The sequence below is a fragment of the Candidatus Nitrospira nitrosa genome (assembly GCF_001458735.1).
In the GTDB taxonomy this organism is placed as follows: Bacteria; Nitrospirota; Nitrospiria; order Nitrospirales; family Nitrospiraceae; genus Nitrospira_D; species Nitrospira_D nitrosa.
The window spans coordinates 1,677,174-1,697,907 of the sequence record NZ_CZQA01000001.1 but is presented as its reverse complement, the minus strand read 5'-3'; the positions used below and the strand labels follow the sequence as shown (position 1 = coordinate 1,697,907).

Here is a 20,734-nt window from a genome sequence, read left to right as displayed (position 1 = left end):
GGATCTATCGTGTGACGATAGGCGGACTATAGCACCGCCCCCATACCCCCACAAGCCAACCGGCTCGGACGCATACATCCAATCTTGAAATCCTCTCGTAGTGATGAACAGACCGCCGGCAGGTGCTTAGGACAAATGTAGGCGACAGTAGCATTTCACCATGTAGAGAGGGAGCAGAGACATGACACGACCCATGTTATGGCCGTTAGGCGTCGTCTGTGCCGTCGGACTGTTGTCCGGCTGCAGTGGGAACGACAACGTGCCGGTCATCACCCCCAGCGGACCGACTGCCGCCGTAGAAGAGCAGCGCATGGCCCAATCAGATGCCCTGACTGCTGAGGAGGCTTCGCTGGTCGGCCAAGCAGAGTCTGAACCGGTTCCGGCTTTACTCCCGGACCTGTAATACAAACCAAGAAACCTACGTGCGTTCAATAAGGAGGATTCCATGTTTGCTCAATTTCGACCACTTCTGTGCACAGCCCTGGTCATGCTGTTGGCGACGCCGGTCTTGGCAGCCAGTCATCGCGAGGCCCCATTAATTACCAACGATCCTGCCGCTGATATCACGGACTTCTATTTCTTCCGGAGCTGGCAGAACCCCGACAACGCCGTGCTCGTCATGAACGTCATTCCGAGCCAGGAGCCGGGGTCCGGCCCCAATTACTTCAACTTTGCCGACGACGTGCTCTACGAGATTCACATCGACAACAATAAAAACAACATCGCGGCGAACATCGTCTATCAAGTGCGATTCAAGACGGAGATCCGACAGCCAGGCAACGTCTTCCCGCTATCCTATGTTGCCTTACCACCGATCATGGCCCTCAGTGGGAACGGGTCTGAAGGGCTGCTCTTGCGGCAAAGCTACACGGTGACGGAAGTTCGCTATGGGCACCGACCGAAGGATCTTGGAACCGGGGTCATGTATGCCGTTCCATCGAATGTCGGACCACGAACCATGCCGAAATATGAAGACCTCGCCGAGAAGGGGATCTACCCTCTGAAAAACGGCGGGAGAATCTTTGCAGGTCAACGGGATGAGACCTTCTACATCGACCTGGGAGGGACATTCGACACATTGAACCTCCACATCTCACCGATTCTGTCGAATGCCGACGATGCCAATGACACAATCATCGTGGGAGCTCCGGGCGCCGGCACAGCCGATACGTTCAGCGGCTTCAACGTCAACACAATCGCACTGGAGATTCCGATCAGCGAACTCCTCGGTCCAAACGGCAATAAAGTGCTCGGCGCCTATGCCAGCACAAGCCGCCCGAAGGTCAGCGTCCTCAGAAAGAACGGCGATCGTGACAACAGCACCCGCTTTGTCCAAGTGGCCCGCATGGCTAACCCCCTCGTCAACGAGTTGATCATCGCGACCAACATGAAGGACAAGTGGAACGCTACGGACGCCGAAGATGAGAACGACTTTGTTCCGTTCTACTGCAACTCGGCGTTGGCAACAGCGCTTAATATGGTATTCGGCACGGGCTTCCCGACGGCAAACCGCGAAGATCTCGTGAATGCCTTGCTTCGTTATGCACCAGGACCATCCGTGTGCGGCTCAGGAAAGACCAACGAAGTGCTTGCCGACCTCTTACGCGTCGATCTGGATGTCCCACCGACCCCAGCCGGGGGACAGCGACGACTAGGCCCACTGGCCCATGATGCAAGCGGCAACGCAACGCCGGATAAGGCCGGCTGGCCGAACGGCCGACGCCCGAACGACGACGTCACGGATGTGGCGCTCCGCCTTGTGGCTGGGATCTTGAGCAACCCAGCCGTCCCGAACCTGGGAGACGGCGTGAATTTCAATGTCGGGACAGTCGGCAGCAACAAGACCGCCAACGGGATCGCGATGGAGTTTCCATTCCTCCCAACGCCGTTCGATGGACGAGACCGTCGGCATATCGATCCCAAAGAAGCATTCTAATCACCACCATCGGGTGCCGCAGCTTCTGCGGCACCCGCGACGGGAGCACGCAACGCTATGAATCCTGGGTGTCAGAAGAAGGAGCGTCGTTGAATTCCTCGGGGGCAAAGAGTTCGGGCCTCGATCGCATCGATGAGAACGCCGTCTCGCTTCTGCCACGAGTCTTCCCGATGCAGTTTGCTCGGAGCCTGGATCGCGCGCAGATTGTCATGCGCAGTCCCATCACCTATTCACGCGAGTAGCCCTATGGTTCGACTCCCATTGTTTCTGATGCTTATCCTATTCGGGTGGGTGACGATGATTCGGATTCACCCCGCTTACCCTGAACCCTATCTCCCCATGGACGATGCACAGGTCCTCGAACGACTCAGTTTCAAGGGATCTGATCCAGTCTCGCGGGAGCTTGCCACGTTACGTACGAAGGTACGGCAAAATCCTCGCAACTTTGAGTCTGCTGCAAAACTGGCCGCTCGCTACATCGAACAAGCCCGATCAGAAGGCGATCCCCGGTTCATTGGACAAGCACAGGCCGTTCTCAGTCCCTGGTGGAACGAGGCGACTCCACCACCGGAGATACTCCTGTTACGGGCGACGATCAGGCAGAATGCCCATGAATTCGATCAAGCTTTGGCTGATCTCGATCAGGTGCTGGCCGTAGAACCGACCAATGCCCAGGCCTGGCTGACCAAAGCGGCCATCCTTCAAGTCCAGGCTCACTACGACGACGCACACCGAGCCTGCCAGCGCCTTGCGCGGTTAGCTGCTGCTCATGTGCTACTTGGTTGTTTGAGTGATATTGCAGCTGTCACAGGCCACTCAATGAAAGCCCGCGAGCTGCTTCAACCGATGCTTGCGGACAAAAAACTCATCGGCCGCGAGCGGATCTGGATTACGACAATCCTGGCAGAGACAAGCGCACGCATTGGAGCGATACGAGCCGCCGAGCAGTATTTCGCAGAGGCCTTCAAGTCAGGCATCAAGGATCAGTATTTATTGGGTGCCTATGCGGATTTTTTGCTGGATCAAGGCCGTCATCAAGATGTCGTCTCACTGCTCCGCTCGGAGACAAGAGCCGATGGACTCCTGCTCCGCCTCACGCTCGCAGAACAGACACTGGATATATCCTCATCCAAGAGCCATGTCTCTGAACTTGCCGCCCGCTTTGCCGCCAGTCGGGAGCGGGGTACTTCGGTCCATGTCCGAGAAGAAGCACGCTTCACGTTAGCGTTGCTCAAGGATGCTAAGAAGGCGCTGCCCCTGGCCCAAGCTAATTGGAATGTGCAACGCGAACCAGCCGACGCCAGGATCCTCCTCGAATGTGCATTAGCCGACAGAAGGCGATCAGCGGCCCAGCCTATAATTGATTGGTTAAAGACCAACCACGTGGAAGACTTTCGGTTGCAACAACTCGCAAAACAAATTCAGGAGGTACCACTCTGATGCGCATCCTTCTTGTTTTGGCATGGCTTCTCCTGACGGTCCCCGTTTGGGCCCATAAGCCCAGTGACAGCTATCTCTCACTGTCTGTTCAGCATGAGCAGATTGTCGGCCAGTGGGACATCGCGCTACGTGATCTCGATAATGCGATTGGATTAGATAGTGATGGAGATGGACAGATTACGTGGAGAGAAGTCCGAAGCAAGCATGACGAAATCAGCGCGTACGCCACCTCTCGCCTTACGCTGTCCACTGATATCGGAACGTGCTCAACTGAGATTCTGGAACAACTCATCGACTCTCATACGGATGGAGCCTATTCGGTTCTGCGCTTTCATGCCGATTGTGGCCAGAGAATCCAACGGCTCCATGCGGATTACCGACTGCTCTTTGATATTGATGCGCAACACAAGGGGCTCTTACGCCTGGTACAAGGCGGACAAACCAGCACCGCCATCTTCAGCCGAGAAACTCCGCTCCAAACATTTTCGATCGCCGAACGATCACGCTGGGATGAAAGCCGCCAATTCATTCACGAAGGCATCTGGCATATCTGGCTGGGATTCGACCATGTGCTGTTCTTACTCGCTCTGTTATTGCCGGCAGTATTGGTTCGTTCGGAAGGTCGTTGGCAAGCGGCCGGCGAGTTTCAAGGAGTCTGCGGCAATGTTGTCAGCATCGTCACGGCCTTTACCCTGGCCCATTCGCTGACATTGAGCCTGGCCACGCTGAATGTCGTTCGCTTTCCGTCGCGATTAGTGGAATCGACTATCGCAGCTTCGGTCGTGCTGGCCGGGCTTGGTAATTTGTACCCAATGATGGCAAGTCGCCGCTGGATCGTAGCATTTGGATTCGGCCTGATTCATGGATTCGGCTTCGCCGCCGTGCTCACCGATCTCGGGCTGCCTCACGATTCGCTGTTACTGAGTCTGGTCAGTTTTAACGTCGGCGTGGAAATCGGCCAGCTCGCCATCGTCGCCGCCTTCTTACCCCTCGCCTATGTAATCCGCCGCTCATGGTCATACCCGCGATTGGTCCTCACTGGAGGATCGATAGCCGTGATCGCCATTGCGCTCGTGTGGTTCACCGAACGGGCATTTGATCTTCAGCTGTTTCCTGTGTAGCGGATTAATGACGATTCGCACTTATCAGGAACAGCTGGGCAGGCAATATTCAAAGAATTTCACCAACGAGGAGAAGTCGCCTTGATCGGCGTCCCGCATGGCGGCGACGTACTGCGCTCGGATTTGATGGCCTTCAGACATCAGGTGGGTTTGGGGCCATTCCGGCAAGGGATGTCGACGGGAATGAAAGAAGATATCGGTGATCAATCGTGCATGTCTTCCATTCCCATTTCTGAAGGGATGAATCTTCGTCAGCCGATTCTGAAGCCGTGCGGCGACTTCTAAAATCGGCATCGTTGACGTTGCAGAGTCCCAGTGGAGAAAATCATCGCATAACAAGCGAACCTGTTCCGGTATGTGGCGCCAGTCCATACCGATATTGAGGTTTTCCGTCCTGTAGTTCCCGGCCCAATCCCATATTGCTCCCAACATGTCTTGATGGACTGCGCGGATGCACTTATCGGTGAGCCATCGTGCGCCCTGTTTCTTCCTGCGGGCTTCAAAGATGTATTTGTCATAGGCCAAACTAATGGCCTGTGCTTCGGCCACATTTCGTTCCGCTCTTGTCTTGAGCTGAACAAGAATGAGCCCTGAGATGTCATCACCCGAAGTTTCCCCCTCGGGCTGTATTTCGTCCGCTATGGTCATCGAGTGGGTAGTCGTTTACGAGGACTGCGGAGGAGATCGTCGGTACGTTTTTCAAGAAGCTGCCTGAATGTGTCTTTGTCAGGAGCTTGGTCTTCAAGTGCCATGGTTCCCATCGTCTGTTTCAGTCGTGTGAGGGCCACAGCTCGGGCACGATCTCTGACGAGTTCTTCCAGTGGCTTGTGCAGTAGAGGTTCGAGGTTGAGCTCACAGCCTAAGCCTTCATAAATTCGGCGGAGTGTCCCTACTTGAGGATCAACTTTTCCAGACTCAATCGCGGCGAGGTTCGGCTGCGTAATATGGGCGCGGTGAGCGAGTTCAGCCTGTGTCATTCGTAGCCGATTTCGGAGCAAGCGTATCCAGTCCCCCACGATGAGTTTGCTTTTGTTTCTAGATGACCACACCGTTAGCCCTGATAGCGTGATGTCATCAAGCACAGTTATGAATTTGTGTTTCATGGAAATAATTATACTATTTACAATCTCAATATATGCATAAATATACCGCTCACAGTATTAATATGTCATTTAATTTATTTCTTTCAGTATTAAATTTAAATAACTATATGATTTAACTGCACTAATTAATATTAGCTCGGCAGGGCTTACCAATAGAGGCCAGAAAAAATAGTCCGATTAAGGACCTACGTCACAATAACCGTCTGTCCGTTTTGGGTCGTACCCAAGATTAGTCCTCACCGGCGGCTCACTGGCTGTGATTGCCATCGCACTTGTCTGGTTCACCGAACGGGTGTTCGATCTTCAGCTATTCCCGATATGACAGACGCTCACATGAGAAACCCTGTGAGGCTAAATGCACCCTCCATTGATCCTATCCTGCATGAACAGTCACAACCGAAACGGTCTACACGAAAAAGGCCTCGCCTGGCGGTCGCAATTCCAACTCGAAGGTCCAGGCGCCGGGCTTCTGCCTGGTCAACGCCCAATAGGTCTCGGCCATGTCCTCCGGATTCAGCAATGGTTCGCTGGTTCCAGCAGCCAGCTCGGCTCTCACGGCAGCCGTATCGATCACCCCATCCACAAGGATGTGTGCGACATGGATACCCTGCGGCCATAACTCCCGCGCAAGGGAATCGGCCAACCCGCGGACGGCGAACTTGGCGCTACTAAAGGCAGGCGCACCGTTCCGCCCCCGGATGGATGACGTAGCTCCCGTAAACAGAATGCTTCCACCGCTGCGAGCAATCATATCGGGCACGACCTGTTTGCAACAGAGAAAGGCTGCCAGAGCGCATCGTTCCCACGTGGACCTGAACCCCTCCGCCGTTAACTCATTGAACCCGCCCCACACTCCGCTGCCCACATGATTGATCAGGATGGAGACAGGCCCAAGCTTGCTACGCACCAGAGCAAACGCCTTGGCCACGGCTTCGGCATCCGTCAGATCCGCCGACACTGGAAGCACGCGCGCCCCAGACTGACGCAGTTCCTCTGCCAGGCGGTTCAAAAAATCAGCCGAACGGGCCAACAGCGCGATGGCGCAGCCTTCACGGGCAAACTTGCGCGCCAAAGACGCACCCAATCCAGGCCCCACACCGGCGATAACGGCAACCTCTTGTGTCGACACGCTCATACAACTCTATCCTTTGCTATGTGAGCTTCAGACATACTTTCTGCGTAAGATTCCGCCACAGCTCCTTAAACAACCGATCGGGTCTCGCCAGGCTGGCGGTAGTCGCAACCGCACTCGCGTGATTCACCTAACACCCCCCTCGATCCTCAGCCATTGCAGCAGGTTCAATCGGGAAAAACCAAATGCTTGTCGTGCAAGGTAAAGCAATTGATATTTCCATCAGACCAGCAGAAGCTGCGAATCTGCAACTCTACCTTCTGAGTGCAGAGTTTCCTTGCGGGAGAAATCTGGTATATGATTCTCCCTCATCAAATGACTTCAGTCATATTCATACGACTGCTAATCCCAATACTGATACTGGGATTAAGCCATTCTGAAATTCTAGCCGAAGAGCCTAAGCCCTCCACATTGCAAATTTCGGTGTCGAACCGGATCAAGCAGCCGTTTCTCGCAGATGAGAAGAGCATAAGGAAACTCAGAGAACTTATTGAAAAGAGAGGATCGGAAACATGCCAGAATAAAAGGGTTCTGTATCAGGCAAAATTTTCAGATAACACCTCTTATGAAACCGAGGACCTTGAACCAATTCTGAGCGAAATGAACAGAGGTCCGCAGACCATTGTCTATATTTCGATGAAATTGAATTCCATCGAATGCTCGCCGCATTACGGTGGTCCAAGAATCGAGCTTGAATTTTCGACAAGGGCTTTTGATGAAGGCCTTGCATATGCCATATCAGGCAATAGCCGTGACTGGGTCTATCTCACCCAGGCAGACATTACAAAGCATATGGAAAGCATGCTCATCAACTACGGATTACCGCGTTGGGCATGGCAGGTAATTGTTTCATTTTTTACAGCTTGCACTGCCGTTACAGTTATTGGGCTTCTTCTTTATTGGCAGTACCGCAATTCTTGGAGCAAAAGAAACCCCGCGACCCAGCCACTCACTTTTAGCCGCTTCATTGTCCACGACACGTACCTTTTCAGTACACTTCTTCTCATCGGCTCTACCACGTTTGTAGTGTCGAGCATATTTTCGGACAGCCTTATAGATCATTTATGGCCACCTGGAGTTTTCTTGATAGGGGACGAAATTAGGCGCTATGAAGAAATAACCAAAACTCGTAATGGAATCTTATCTTTTCTCGGTCTTTCAATACTCTTACCGTATTGTTACAGGATCCTCCGTCGATTCCTAAGGAGGAACGGCGTGCGTCTCCCCTAATTGTAGTGCTGCTCAACTGTGGCAGAACTATCCTGTCCAGCCTGGTATCACCAGGTCTTTATCTTTATCTTTATCTTTCTCTGCCTCCTCTGTAACTGATTAAGATTGAAACGATGAGGAACTATTGTGACCCATAGACTCTGACCCTGTCGGGGCTTCAAATCTCGCGGCCTCTGTCTTGCTGGCAGAAGCCGTCTCGATCCCTACTCTCCCTGAATCGGAACGTACATGACATTCCCCTGGCGATTCACGAGCAAGAGAGCAAGATCGGTTGGCTTGATGGGTTCGGCAAGACGTTGGAGAATCGCAAAACTGTTGATGTGCTGTCGGTTTAGTTCCAGGACGACATCACCCGGTTGCAAACCGGAGGCTTCGGCAAGACTGCCTTCTTCAATATCTGTCACAACCACGCCGCTGCTCACCGGCAAATCCATCTGCCGGGCCAAGGGAGGCGTCACATCGTCGAAGACCACGCCCGCCAACGGATGCACGGTCGAGGCGGTTGAGGAGGCCGCCTGACTTTTCTTCGGCCGTTCACGCGGCGCTTCCTGAATAACCAGATCGGCCTGGTATTGCTTGCCGTCTCGAATGAGATCCACACGATGTTTACTCCCGATCGGCGCTTGCGCCACCAGGTTGCGTAATTGGCCGCTGTCCATAATCTCCCGCCCATCGAAACGCACCACGACATCGCCGCGTTTCAAGCCGGCCCGTTCAGCGGATCCCTTGGCATGCACGTCCGTCACGATTGCGCCCTTGACGTCCGGGAGGCGAAAGATCTTTCCTAAAGGGGAGCTGACATCCTGCGTCGACGCGCCCAGAAAACCGCGCACCACGCGGCCCGTCTTGATGAGGCTCTGCATGGCGGCACGGGCCATGTTGCTGGGAATGGCAAACCCGACGCCCACACTGCCACCGGTGGGGCTGGCGATCGCCGTATTGATGCCGACCAACTCACCATTTGTATTGACCAGAGCTCCCCCGGAATTGCCCGGGTTGATCGGCGCATCCGTCTGGATGAAGTCTTCAAAATCCGCCACGCCAACATCGGCCCGCCCGACCGCACTCACAATGCCGAACGTGACGGTACGGCTCAATCCCAAGGGGTTCCCGATCGCGAGCACAAAGTCGCCGACAGCCAGTTGGCTCGAATCCCCCCAGGCCGCGGTTGGAAGATTCGACGCATGGATCTTCACCACCGCCACATCGGTCTTAGGGTCCGTCGCCACCACCTTCCCCTTGTATTGGCGACGATCCGCTAAAATCACTTCAACATCGACGGCGTCAGCCACGACATGATTGTTGGTCACAATATAGCCATCCGGCGTCACGATCACACCGGACCCTTGCCCGTACTGCCGGCGGGCGGGTGGCTCCTTAAACAGACCGAACGGCAAGGCTTCGTCGCTGAACGACTGATCACGCACCATGACCGTGGACGCAATGCTGACCACCGCCGGAATCACTTTATTGGCGGTCGCCTTGACCTGCCCCTGCAAATCGTGACCGGTTGCTGGAGGGATCTGTTGCGTCCCGGCCAGTCCTAAACCAGGAACCACCAGACCAACAAAGATTCCGCAGGCCACACCCTGCACGACACTTCCTAGGCTTCTTTGCACTGATACGCCTTCTATCTAACCTACTATTCTGAAATCATCGCAATATCGTGCGCCAGCTTATCACGCACAATGAGCACACGCATTCACAATTCACTATGACGTCATTGAATTCCTGCGATGAGACCTTCTGCTGACCCATTGCGCGACTCATGACTACGATAGTACCCACCGTCACAAGGCCTGTAAATACCGTGTGAGCCTGAGCGCCGCCAACATAGCGTACTGTAAGGCAGTCGCACCCCTGTGTTACCATGATCAATCGAGGCTTCATCTTCTGTGATTCAGCTGATGAATGTGGCTATCGTCAAGGGGAGGCACGATGACACGTCTCGCAAACGTTCTGGCACTTATTCTGCTTATGACTGGTGCAGAAATTCTTACCGCTTCAGGACAAGCCGAAGAGGGCAAGTTTGGAACCCCCAAGGGAGATGAAGGCACCAGGACTTTTAAAGCCACTGAACATCCTTACTATTCAGGCGAGTTTCGCCTCAAGGGGGATCGGGCAACTCTCATCGGCAGCATGAGCGATAGTCCCCCCTGGGACCACCTCGACTACCGAGGTAAACATCTGACGTCTGTAAAAGGGGCCATTGACATCGAGGTGAATGAACTAACCAACACTGGGCAAGTGGTAGCCAAATTCATTGAAGGTTCTACTCGATATCGAATCGTATTTGATCGATTTGCTGGGAAAGCTCCGTTCCAGGACGGCGGCATTGCCACCAGGATCTATGAGCATGGGGATTCCAACAACGGTGACCCCCTCTATCCGAAAACCTGGTTGTACTTGGGCGGCTGGGGTACCGCCACGATGTATCGGGATGACCAAGTGCTCTACAAAGACTACGACGCACACTTCATGGTGATGGAGCGCTCACGGGATCCCAAGACCCACGAGGTCCGCTACCCAACTAAACGCATCCTGCCAGGCGGCGAAACCGACCCGGCCGGTATGGAAATCGATCTGTGGGTGCGGTCGAAAGAACAAAACGTCGACAACTTTCCCCCCTTTGAGACCTTTGTCCACCTCTGTTGGGAAGAAGTCACCTGGCTCTGAGCTATGAGCTTCTCACTCCAACAACTTCTCCTGTTTAGCCTGCTGGTGATAGCCATGCCGGCGAGCGGGGCCTCCGGAGAGAATACAACCCACGTGTGGACCTTCGACAATGATCCCACGGATACACTTCCCGCTGAGTTCCAGGTGGGCACCTTGTTTGATGGGCGGCCTGCCGGAGAATGGAAAGTGATTCAGACCGATCAGGCCAAGAGCTCTCCGCACGTGCTGGCTCAGCTCCTGAGAAAGGGGGCCGAACATGCGTATAAAACGGTGCTCATGAATGGGACCACGGCATCCGACCTCGAGCTTCACGTCTCACTCTTGCCGATCGACGGGAAAGCCGATATGGGAGGCGGCCTCATCTGGCGGGCCACTGACGACCGCAACTACTACCTGACGAGAGCCAATCCGCTGGAGCAGAATATTCGCATCTATCGGGTCGTGAAGGGCGTCCGGCATATGCTGAAGAACTTCGATCAGATCATTGATGTCCGCCAGTGGCATCGTCTTCGCGTGATCACGAATGGATGTCAGATTCGAGTCTTTTTTGACGGGAAGCAGGTATTTGACCTCTGCGATCAGACCTTTACGACCGGCCAGATCGGACTCTGGACCAAATCAGATGCCGTGACCTATTTTGATGATTTGAAGCTCCAGATTGAACGCTGAGCAAGGGTTCTTACGGTCTTTCGTTTATGCCAACTGCGTTGCCGTTCGACTAGAGATCCCGGGCTCGCTCATCCGTTCCACCCGCTGTCCCTTCCGTCATGTCCGAGGAGCGTACATCATGACGATCATGCCGACCAAACAGAGCAGAGCCCCTACCGCATCATAACGATCCGGCCGAACTCCGTCGATGCCCCATCCCCAGAGTAAGGACAGCACGATAAACATGCCGCCATATGCCGCATAAACACGGCTGAAGTGAGCCGGCTGCAGGGTGGGAATAATTCCATACAGACTCAGTACCAACGCGCCCGCTGCAGCATACAACCAATGTTGGTTTTCCCTGATCGCAAGCCATATCAAATACCCGCCACCGATTTCACACAAACCGGCCAGGATAAAAAGCCCGATTGAGCTAGGAAGCGACATCGCTACCTCCTTCGCCGACAATATTCGTGTCCCACAAGCGAACCCTATCGGAGATCATGAAAGCGCGACGCCTCGGGTTTTCTTCTCGACACGTTCCTCAATCCACCGATACAACACCGGCAACACGATCAACGTCAACAGGGTCGATGACATCAATCCGCCGATCACCACGGTTGCCAGCGGCCGCTGAATTTCCGAGCCAGGCCCACTTGCCAACAACAGCGGTGTCAGCCCCAAAGCCGCGACCAGTGCCGTCATCAAGATCGGACGAAGCCGTAGGACCATGCCGGTCACAACCGCCTCATCGAGGGACAGCCCCTGTTGTCGCAATTGGTTGATGTAAGCGATCTTCACCACTCCGTTGAGCACCGCGACGCCGAACAGCGCGATGAAACCGACGGAGGCTGGAACCGACAGATAGAGTCCCCCGATGAGCAGCGCGACCAGACCACCGACCATCGAAAAGGGGATCGCCAGGAGAATAAGCGCTGCCTGCCTGAGATTTCCGAATGTGAGAAACAAGAGCAACCCAATCAGACCGATGACCACCGGAACCACAATTGCCAGACGAGCCATCGCCCGTTGCTGATTTTCAAATTGTCCTCCCCAAGTCACATAGTAACCAGGCGGCAATTGCACCCGACCGGCCACGGCTCCCTGAGCTTCCTCCACAGCCCCGACCAGGTCTCTCCCGACCACGTTTGCCTCGATCACCACTCGTCGGCTGGCCTGTTCACGGCTGATTTGAGCCGGCCCTTCCACGATTTGAATATCAGCCAACTCCCGCAAAGGGATCCGAGCGCCGTCCTGTGCCGTCACCCAGAGGGCCTTAATTGAGTCAATGTCGCCTCGTCGGTCATCTGGAAATCGCACCAGGATTGGAAATCGCCGTTGCCCTTCATAGACGTCTCCGGCACGGATCCCGGCACCGACGGCTTCGATCACTTCCGTGATATTGGCCACATTGATTCCATGACGCGCCACCTTGGATCGATCGACGTCGAGCTTCAAATAGTAAAGTCCCGAGACTTGTTCGACGCGAAGATCGGAGATGCCCTTCACTTGGCGCAGCACACGAGCGATCTCATCCGCTTTCGCCCGCAAGATATCGAGGTCATCTCCGAAGAGCTTGACTGCCACCTGCGAACGAACGCCGGACACCAGTTCGTCCACACGCATCGCGATCGGCTGTGACAACCCGAAGGCAATGCCTGGCACCTGTCCCAGTCGCTGACGTATCAGTTGTTCAATTTCATGTTTGCTGCGGGCCTTCCACTCGGATTCCGGCCTGAGCAAGACATACATGTCGCTGAGCTCCATTCCCATCGGATCCGTCCCTAATTCATTGGCGCCGGTGCGGGTCACTACCGAACGCACATCCTGAAGCTCCAGCAACAACCGCTCGACCTGCCCAGAAATCTTCAGTGATTCGGTGAGACCGATGCTCGGCAGCCGCACCAAATTCACCACAATCGATCCTTCGTCCATGATCGGCACGAACTCGCGTCCGATATAGGGTATGAGCGCGACACCTCCCACCAGCACCATGGCGGCTCCCGTCACAATCACGGACGTTCGACGAATGGCTATCTCCAACAGTTGCCGATACAGTTTCCGACCTGTTGCCAAGACCGCCCCTGCCTCCCCCACGGATCGCGGCCGCATGAATACGACCGCCAACACCGGTACGACCGTCATCGAGAGCGCGAGGGAACTCAGAAGAACGATGACCACCGTCATAGCCAGCGGAATAAACATCTTGCCTTCAATCCCTTGGAGCGTGAGCAAGGGAACGAAGGTGAGCGCGATGATCAATTCTCCAAACAGGCTCGGCCGTCGCACCTCCAGCACGGCCCGAAGCACCAGGGGAAGCCGTTCCGATACGGTGGCGAACGAGGTGTGTTCGTTGGAACGTTCGCTCAAATGCCGTTCGATATTTTCCACCTGCACAATCGCGGCGTCGACGATCATCCCCAGTGAAATGGCCAACCCGCCCAAAGACATCAGATTTGCCGAGAGCCCGATCCGTTGCATAATCAAGAACGTGGTCAGCGTCGCAAGCGGTAAGGTCAGGGCGACGACCAGCGCACCTCGCAGATTTCGCAGAAACAGATAGAGCACGAGAACCACAACAACGGCACCCTCCAGCAAAGCCCGCTCGACCGTTTCAAGCGCCCGGGTCACGAGTTCAATACGGTCATAGAACGACCTGATGGTGACACCATCCGGCAACAGCCGATTGATCACTCCCACCTTCTCCTTTACGGCGGAAACAACTTGTCGACTATTTCCCCCGCGCAGCATGACGGCGATACCTTGCATCACTTCGCCGGTTCCGTCTCGTGTGACCCCTCCCAAACGAACCGCATGTCCCTGACGAATTTCCGCCACATCCCGTAGGTAAATCGGCGTTCCCTGCCGGGCCGTCACGACAATGCGTTCCAGATCTTCAGCCGAACGTGCCAGCCCCTGGCCATAGACCACCAACTTATCGCCGCCTCGCTCGATGTAACTGCCGCCTGCATTTTGGTTATTCTCGGTCACCGCTGCCTGAACCTGTCGCAATGTCAGACCCAAGCTGGTCAAGCGATTAGGATCCACGAGCACGTGGTACTGCTTCGATAGTCCACCCAGGGTATCGACATCCGCCAGCCCTGGCACAGCCCGCAGCATCGGACGAATCACCCAGTCATGAAGCGTCCGTAATTCCTGAAGGCTCTGTGATGGCCCCTCCACGAGGTACATGAAGACTTCGCTGAGCCCGGTACTCACAGGCCCGAGGACGGGGTCAGCCCCCGGCGGCAACTGTGCACGGATCTGAACCAGCCGTTCCAAAACCAACTGCCTGGCAAAATAGCTATCGACCGACTCCTCAAACACCACCGTGATCACAGAAATCCCGAACCGTGAAACCGATCGGAGGTCTGTTTTCCCTGGTAAGTTAATCAATTCGATCTCAAGTGGAAACGTCACGAGGCGCTCGATTTCTGGTGGCGCCAGAGACGGGACGCGGGTAATGACTTGGACTTGGACCGGTGTCACATCAGGAAACGCATCGATCGGCAGATGACGGAACGCAACCACTCCACCGATACTCACGACGACCGCCGCCAACAGCACGATGACCCGCTGTTCCAGCGAGGTACGGATCAGCCGCTCGATCACAGCGGACCTCCCATGGACATCTGCCCGCGAAGCGCTTCGGACTTCAGCGCGTAACTGCCTTCCGTCACGACCTCATCGCCTTCCTTCAGTCCGGCCTTGACCTCGACGTATTCCTCCGACGACTCACCGAGTGTTACTTCGAGCCATTCAAACCGACGTGGGCCTCTTGTGACAAATACCATGGTCCGGGTCCCGACTTGCTGCAACGCGACACGCGGTACGGCAAGGACCGATTGTTCCTGCGTGTGCACCGTTACCTCGGCAAACATTTCCGGACGTAACCGCCGGTCTGAGTTAGGAATCTGCAAACGTGCCGTCACCGTCCTCGTGGCCGGATCGATCATGGCGCCGATATAGGTAATGTCGCCCTGAAATATCGTCTCTGGGTAGGCCGCGACCCGAATTTCCACAGCAAGGCCGGCTTTCAGTTTCCCGATCTGCTGTTCCGGGAAGTCCGCTCGAACCCATACGGTGGAAAGATCCGCTACGGTGAAGAGGGTTTTACTCGAATCGACCACCTCTCCGACCGTGGCATTCCGTTCGATGATTTCACCGGAGAAGGGAGCCCGCAGAAACACCTGGGCCACCTCGGCATGGGGCAATTGTTCGGCAGACAGGCGCTGGATTTCCCTTTCCGCCATCCCCAGCAAGTGAAGTTTCTCTTCTGCTTCGTAGAGCTCGGCCCTGGAGTTTTCATGCTCAGCCTCACGCCGCTGATATTCGCTGATTCCGATCGCGCCTTCGCCTGAGAGCGCTTTGGCCCGTTCAAAAGCCTTCTCCGCCACCCTCATTGCCGTCCGCCGCTTGCGATATTCCAACTGAGCCTCGCCAAACGCCGGACTATCGAGCAATAGCAGCCGCTGACCGGATTCCACCCGATCTCCAAGATTAGAATAGACGGCCACAATGCGTCCCGGCACTCGCGGGCCCAGATGGGCCAGCCGGTTTTCATTGGGCAAAATCTTGCCCCCCTGCGCCTTCAGCGACATTCGCATGGAACGGTGCCCCACCCGCTCAGTATGAATCTGTGAGAGCATTGAAGTCCCTTCCGGCAGTTCAATCACACCGGCTTGAGTCTCGGGCGCAGTCGCTTGAGCCGGCCGTTTCTGTCCCTCGTCCTGAGGCGGTTGGCACGACACAGACGAGAGGAAGACCACAAGAAGGACGATAAGCCGTACTGCACATCCTGGCACGAGAGACTTCCAGGAATAGATCATGACCATTCTCCAGTCGCCCGGGGGCTGGTCGCCCAAGGTGCGTGTTGAGGCTGTCTTAGAGAGTATAAACGGACAAGAGCGCTACGCGAGAAAAGTGGGTGGACCACGGAAGGGCAAACCGTGAATCAATCGTGCAAGGGAAAACAGCGTGATGGCTTGTGGTTCTTGCGAAACGCTGGCTTCCAGTTTCCATGCCGCGACAGACACGAGAGCATGGGCCTGGCTCAAAAGGGGATTGAACAACTTACGATCTGAATCAGTCAGAAGTGAGAAACCGATTTCGATATGCCGATGTCCCCCTCCGGCGACCGTGGCCCCGTTGTCATGCGAATTGGGGGCAAACGACGGATGGCTCTCCCCCTCGCACTCAAGGTCAGGCGACATGACCGTATGAATAGTCCCACCATGGAAATGACCTGCTTGTCCATGAAGATGGTCCGCGTCTGGATGCACATGAAATAAGGGAACGGCCAGCATCCACAGGGAGGCCCACACCAGGACAGCCATCCGGAAATAACCGAGCGATGTACATGTCAAATTCATTACATCTTAAGATTAACACAGTAGCCGAAGGCCATCAATTGAGGGGCTTTTACTTGTCCGTCACATTCGCGGTAAGGTCTCAGCAAGACGTTCATGAGAAATCGTATGGCTCCTCCTTTGCCGTCAGACCGACCCAACCAACAGCTCCCAGGCGGTATCTGGGTCCTCGGATTCGTCAGCCTCTTGATGGACGTTTCATCGGAGATGATCCACAGCCTCCTTCCGCTGTTCATGGTGACAGTGCTTGGAACTAGTGCCACTGCCGTAGGCTTCGTCGAAGGCTTGGCCGAGTCCCTTGCGTTGATGGTGAAGATTTTTTCCGGCACGCTCAGTGACTATCTTGGAAAAAGAAAGGAACTCGCTGTTTTTGGCTATACCTTGGGAACAGTGACCAAACCACTGTTTGCGCTGGCCTCCAGCCTCGGAGTCGTCCTAACCGCTCGCCTCCTAGATCGAATCGGTAAGGGGATCCGTGGTGCACCACGAGACGCGTTGGTCGCCGATATTGCGCCCCTTCACCTTCGCGGTGCGGCCTTCGGTCTGAGGCAGGCTCTGGATACGGTCGGCGCCTTCCTCGGCCCCCTACTGGCAACCTTGTTGATGGTACTGTGGGCCAATGACTTCCGCGCGGTCTTTTGGGTCGCCGTCATTCCCGGCATCCTGTCGGTGGCGCTATTAGTTGTTGGAGTTCAGGAGCCGTCAACTCGACAGGATCGCAGCCGCGTGAACCCGATCCGATGGGAAAATCTCTCCCGCTTGGGACCTGCCTATTGGTGGGTGGTTGGGATCGGGGCCATCTTCACGCTTGCCCGATTCAGTGAAGCCTTTCTCGTACTTCGTGCCAACCAGGTAGGGGTTCCCCTCGCGCTCACCCCGCTCGTGATGGTTGCGATGAATCTCGTCTATGCCGGTTCAGCCTACCCTTTCGGCAAACTCTCGGACCGCATGAGCCACACAAAATTGCTCGTCATTGGGCTGATGATCTTGATCGGGGCTGACCTGGTGTTGGCCATGCACGGCCATTGGGAAGTCGCGCTCCTGGGTGTGAGCCTGTGGGGACTGCACATGGGCATCACACAAGGTCTACTGGCCACGATGGTGGCCGACACGGCTCCGGCTGATCTACGCGGAACCGCCTATGGATTATTCAACCTGGCAAGCGGACTCGCCATGTTCGTTGCCAGTGTCCTCGCAGGCCTACTGTGGGATGGGCTGGGCGCGTCAGTCACATTCTACGCCGGTGCGATTTTCTCCGGGCTGGCGATATTCGGAGTGGTCCTGCGTTCGGCAGCCATTCGCACCGTCAGCGATCGCTGATCAACGCTCCCGAACAATTGTGGTGCTCTTTCCGTTCAGAACCACATCCTCACACCGACCACGAATCGAATCTGGCTCGGATCTCCGCCCTGCCGACGCACCAATGTCGCCGTTTCCCCGTAGCTACGGTCCAGCGACAGACCGACGTACGGAGCAAACTCCCGGCGGATCTCGTAGCGCAGGCGACCGCCGAATTCAAGATTGTTGAGGCCCGAGCCGGTCGTAAACTCCTCCACTCGCTGGATTGCCAGGTTGGTTTCGAATCGCCCTTGAAGGATCAGCCGTTGCGTGAGCAAGAAATCTTTCGTATAAGCCAATCTCGCCGAAACAGCACCACGCTGATCAATGAACAGCGCCGATTCGAACTCGTAGTTGTAGGGCACGATTCCCTGTAGCCCGATCACCCCCATACCGCGTGTCACATTCCCACCACGAAACGACTGTGTTTCCATTCGAGCACCGGCTTGAATGTCGTAATGCTTCCAGAGAAATCGACCATAGAGCAATTGGAAGTCCACATCATAGTCGGCCTTGAACGCGGTATCCCGCTGCCCTTCGCTTTTGAACCAGAGTCGGTGGTGATCGCCGCCGTACCAGCCTTCGAGGTCCCACCGGTAATCACTATTGCTTCCCCCTCCCCCAGTGCGGGGGCGATATTCCAGCACATCCACCAATGTGAACAGACGGCGTTCCTGGTCGTTCACAGGACTGGGCCAATCCGGTTGTGAAACTCCATACACCTGAGACTTGTCCTGTGTCTGGCTCGGCTTGACCGTCATCGTACTCTCGGAAACAGAAGCCCCATGCTCATGTCTGTGCTCAGATTCCGCGGCAACAGTTCCCACGCCCACGCCTATACTCAGGGCACAGGCGATGAACCTCCCCCAACATTGTTGGATCGTTCTACCCACTGATCCCATCTCCGGCTGGTTATGGATCCACCTGAACAACGCGGAACATCCCCGCTTCCATATGCAGGAGGAGATGACAGTGAAAGGCCCAAGGCCCTGGGGCATCGGCGCTGACAACGACGGACAACCGTTCAGCTGGCTTGACGATGACCGTATGTTTTCGAGGAAGATAGGCGCCTGCACCGTTTTCGAGATGCATCCACATTCCGTGCAAGTGAAGCGGATGTTCCATCATCGTGTCGTTGACAAAGGTCAGTCGCACTCGCTCACCGTAGCGAAAACGTATTGGTTCCGGTGCATCAGAGTATGTCTTTCCATCGAATGACCACATGTACCGCTGCATATGGCCGGTGAGATGCAACTCGATCTCTCGCTCCGGTGCTCGTTGGTCTGAATACGGCACCAGACTCTTCAAGTCGGTGTAGACCAGGACAGACCTGACCGCCTGCTCAAGTCCTCTGCCCGGTTCATGCATCCGGCTTTGGGAGTACTCGGCCACCGTTTGGTTACCGGTCCCGTGGTGATCGGCCCCATGCTTTACTGGCGTTGCCCCTGGGATTGCTGAATGGTGCTGTCCGTCATGCTGTTCACCCCCCACATTGGCGGACGGTTTCCCTTGCATCATGCCATGAGTCGAAGTCGGCACCGACGATTCCAGAGCAGGAGCGTGATGTCCGTTACCGTGATCCACCATTCCCATATCTTCCATGGTCCGAAGTGGACGGGCACGACGCTTGGGGATTTCTCCTCGCATTCCAGGACGAGTGGCAAGGGTTCCACAAGCGTACCCGCTCCTATCCATGGTTTCGGCAAAGATCGTATAGGCACGATCCTCGGTTGGCTGAATCAGTACGTCGTAGGTTTCTGCGGGACCGAAACGAAACTCCTCAACTGAAACCGGTTGCACATTTTGGCCGTCGGCCTGGACCACCGTCATAGTCAACCCTGGGATGCGAACGTCATAAAACGTCATGGCGGCAGCATTAATAAAGCGCAGCCGCACCCGTTCCCCCGGTTGAAAGAGACCTGTCCAATTGGCCGCAGCAGGCAGCCCATTCATCAAGAACGTGAAGGTTGCACCGGTCACATCGGCAAAGTCGGTGGGATCCATCCGCATCTCGTCCCACATCACATAATTCCGCATCGTCGGCCACAATCCCCAACGTTTCGCGTCGGCGAGAAACTCCCGAGCATCCCGCTTCTGGAAGTTATAATAGCCGGAGGACTTCTTGAGGTGGTCCATCATGACTTCCGTGGACTCATGGCTCCACTCCGAAAGCATGACGACATACTCCCGGTCATACTGAAAGGGGTCCGGTTCAACAGGGTCGATGATCATCGCCCCATACATCCCTTGCAATTCCTGACCGCCGGAGTGGCTGTGATACCAGTAGGTCCCGCTCTGCTTGACGACGAAACGGTAGTGATAGGTCTCTCCCGGCTGAATGCCCCTGAAGCTCACCCCAGGAACTCCATCCATATGCGAGGGCAGGAGGACTCCGTGCCAGTGAATCGACGAATCCTCCATCAACTGATTCGTCACACGGATCGTGATGTCCTGACCTTCCTTTAAACGGATCAACGGGCCAGGGATGGTCCCATTGATCGTTGCGGCAATGCCGGTCTTCCCATCCACCGTAAAGGCTGTTTCACCAATGAGGAGGTCAATGACCTCGCCGCGAAGCGTCGAAGCGTGCAGGCCGGTCTGAGTGGTCGGAAGCGGAGACGTTGTCGTGCAAGCAGAAAAAAACCGCTGTGTTGTGGCAAGCAATCCCAACGCCGCTGCTCGCTTGAGCAAGAGACGTCTGGATATTACCGGGTCATTCATCTTCGTTGAGCGGTATGCCC

The 20,734-nt window shown here is 55.5% G+C and carries 19 protein-coding genes; 9 read left to right on the top strand and 10 right to left on the bottom strand.

The annotated features are described in order from the left end of the window. Positions 1 to 181: 181 nt before the first annotated feature. From COMA1_RS08030 to COMA1_RS08015, 5 genes are all read left to right on the top strand, one after another. Complete coding sequence (locus tag COMA1_RS08030; RefSeq protein ID WP_090746313.1) at positions 182 to 403, top strand: hypothetical protein; 222 nt, start codon at positions 182 to 184, stop codon at positions 401 to 403. 42 nt (positions 404 to 445) lie between these two features. Next, a complete protein-coding gene (locus tag COMA1_RS08025; protein WP_090746310.1) occupies positions 446 to 1,936 on the top strand; it encodes a DUF4331 domain-containing protein in 1,491 nt (496 codons plus the stop codon). 89 nt (positions 1,937 to 2,025) lie between these two features. After that, positions 2,026 to 2,178, top strand: coding sequence for a hypothetical protein (locus COMA1_RS21060; RefSeq protein WP_176697928.1), 153 nt, complete (start codon positions 2,026 to 2,028; stop codon positions 2,176 to 2,178). Positions 2,179 to 2,182: 4 nt separating this feature from the next. Then, complete coding sequence (locus COMA1_RS08020) at positions 2,183 to 3,376, top strand: tetratricopeptide repeat protein (protein WP_090746307.1); 1,194 nt, start codon at positions 2,183 to 2,185, stop codon at positions 3,374 to 3,376. Further along, positions 3,376 to 4,497 carry a HupE/UreJ family protein gene (locus COMA1_RS08015; protein ID WP_090746304.1) on the top strand — a complete coding sequence of 374 codons (1,122 nt, stop codon included), beginning with the start codon at positions 3,376 to 3,378 and terminating at the stop codon, positions 4,495 to 4,497. The genes COMA1_RS08020 and COMA1_RS08015 overlap by 1 nt, the downstream gene beginning before the upstream one ends. 24 nt (positions 4,498 to 4,521) lie before the next feature. Here the strand turns inward: COMA1_RS08015 and COMA1_RS08010 are convergent, their stop codons facing one another. From COMA1_RS08010 to COMA1_RS08000, 3 genes are all read right to left on the bottom strand, one after another. Next, positions 4,522 to 5,145: a mobile mystery protein B gene (locus COMA1_RS08010; protein ID WP_090746301.1), complete on the bottom strand. Its 624-nt coding sequence runs from the start codon at positions 5,143 to 5,145 to the stop codon at positions 4,522 to 4,524. Next, entirely contained in the window at positions 5,142 to 5,513 is a 372-nt protein-coding gene (locus COMA1_RS08005; RefSeq protein WP_176697927.1) for a helix-turn-helix domain-containing protein, read from the bottom strand. Before COMA1_RS08005 ends, COMA1_RS08010 begins: the two co-directional genes overlap by 4 nt. A 493-nt stretch (positions 5,514 to 6,006) precedes the next feature. Then, positions 6,007 to 6,735, bottom strand: coding sequence for an SDR family NAD(P)-dependent oxidoreductase (locus COMA1_RS08000; protein WP_090746296.1), 729 nt, complete (start codon positions 6,733 to 6,735; stop codon positions 6,007 to 6,009). Positions 6,736 to 7,029: 294 nt separating this feature from the next. Here COMA1_RS08000 and COMA1_RS07995 point away from each other — a divergent pair, with 294 nt between their 5' ends. Continuing rightward, a complete protein-coding gene (locus COMA1_RS07995) occupies positions 7,030 to 7,962 on the top strand; it encodes a hypothetical protein (RefSeq protein WP_090746293.1) in 933 nt (310 codons plus the stop codon). 203 nt (positions 7,963 to 8,165) lie between these two features. Here the strand turns inward: COMA1_RS07995 and COMA1_RS07990 are convergent, their stop codons facing one another. Beyond that, positions 8,166 to 9,581: a Do family serine endopeptidase gene (locus COMA1_RS07990; protein ID WP_176697926.1), complete on the bottom strand. Its 1,416-nt coding sequence runs from the start codon at positions 9,579 to 9,581 to the stop codon at positions 8,166 to 8,168. Between the two features lie 319 nt (positions 9,582 to 9,900). On the opposite strand from COMA1_RS07990, the gene COMA1_RS07985 reads away from it, so the two are divergent. Both COMA1_RS07985 and COMA1_RS07980 read left to right on the top strand, forming a co-directional pair. Then, on the top strand, positions 9,901 to 10,638 hold the full coding sequence (locus COMA1_RS07985) for a hypothetical protein (protein ID WP_090746288.1): 738 nt from the start codon (positions 9,901 to 9,903) through the stop codon (positions 10,636 to 10,638). 3 nt (positions 10,639 to 10,641) lie between these two features. Next, positions 10,642 to 11,307: a 3-keto-alpha-glucoside-1,2-lyase-like domain-containing protein gene (locus tag COMA1_RS07980; protein ID WP_090746285.1), complete on the top strand. Its 666-nt coding sequence runs from the start codon at positions 10,642 to 10,644 to the stop codon at positions 11,305 to 11,307. 96 nt (positions 11,308 to 11,403) lie between these two features. On the opposite strand, the gene COMA1_RS07975 is transcribed toward COMA1_RS07980, so the two are convergent. The 4 genes from COMA1_RS07975 to COMA1_RS07960 form a co-directional block, all read right to left on the bottom strand. Continuing rightward, positions 11,404 to 11,733 (bottom strand): YnfA family protein, encoded by a 330-nt coding sequence (locus COMA1_RS07975; RefSeq protein WP_090746283.1) that lies wholly within the window; start codon positions 11,731 to 11,733, stop codon positions 11,404 to 11,406. Between the two features lie 54 nt (positions 11,734 to 11,787). After that, complete coding sequence (locus COMA1_RS07970; RefSeq protein ID WP_090746280.1) at positions 11,788 to 14,898, bottom strand: efflux RND transporter permease subunit; 3,111 nt, start codon at positions 14,896 to 14,898, stop codon at positions 11,788 to 11,790. Beyond that, positions 14,895 to 16,115, bottom strand: coding sequence for an efflux RND transporter periplasmic adaptor subunit (locus COMA1_RS07965; RefSeq protein ID WP_176697925.1), 1,221 nt, complete (start codon positions 16,113 to 16,115; stop codon positions 14,895 to 14,897). The genes COMA1_RS07970 and COMA1_RS07965 overlap by 4 nt, the downstream gene beginning before the upstream one ends. A gap of 81 nt (positions 16,116 to 16,196) precedes the next feature. Next, entirely contained in the window at positions 16,197 to 16,658 is a 462-nt protein-coding gene (locus tag COMA1_RS07960) for a hypothetical protein (protein WP_141654258.1), read from the bottom strand. Positions 16,659 to 16,763: 105 nt separating this feature from the next. Here COMA1_RS07960 and COMA1_RS07955 point away from each other — a divergent pair, with 105 nt between their 5' ends. After that, positions 16,764 to 17,975, top strand: a complete 1,212-nt coding sequence (locus COMA1_RS07955; RefSeq protein WP_090746271.1) for an MFS transporter — start codon at positions 16,764 to 16,766, stop codon at positions 17,973 to 17,975. A 35-nt stretch (positions 17,976 to 18,010) separates the two neighbouring features. Here the strand turns inward: COMA1_RS07955 and COMA1_RS07950 are convergent, their stop codons facing one another. Next, entirely contained in the window at positions 18,011 to 18,820 is an 810-nt protein-coding gene (locus COMA1_RS07950) for a copper resistance protein B (protein WP_218055323.1), read from the bottom strand. Positions 18,821 to 18,905: 85 nt separating this feature from the next. After that, a complete protein-coding gene (locus tag COMA1_RS07945; RefSeq protein WP_090746267.1) occupies positions 18,906 to 20,714 on the bottom strand; it encodes a copper resistance system multicopper oxidase in 1,809 nt (602 codons plus the stop codon). Between the last annotated feature and the right edge of the window lie 20 nt (positions 20,715 to 20,734).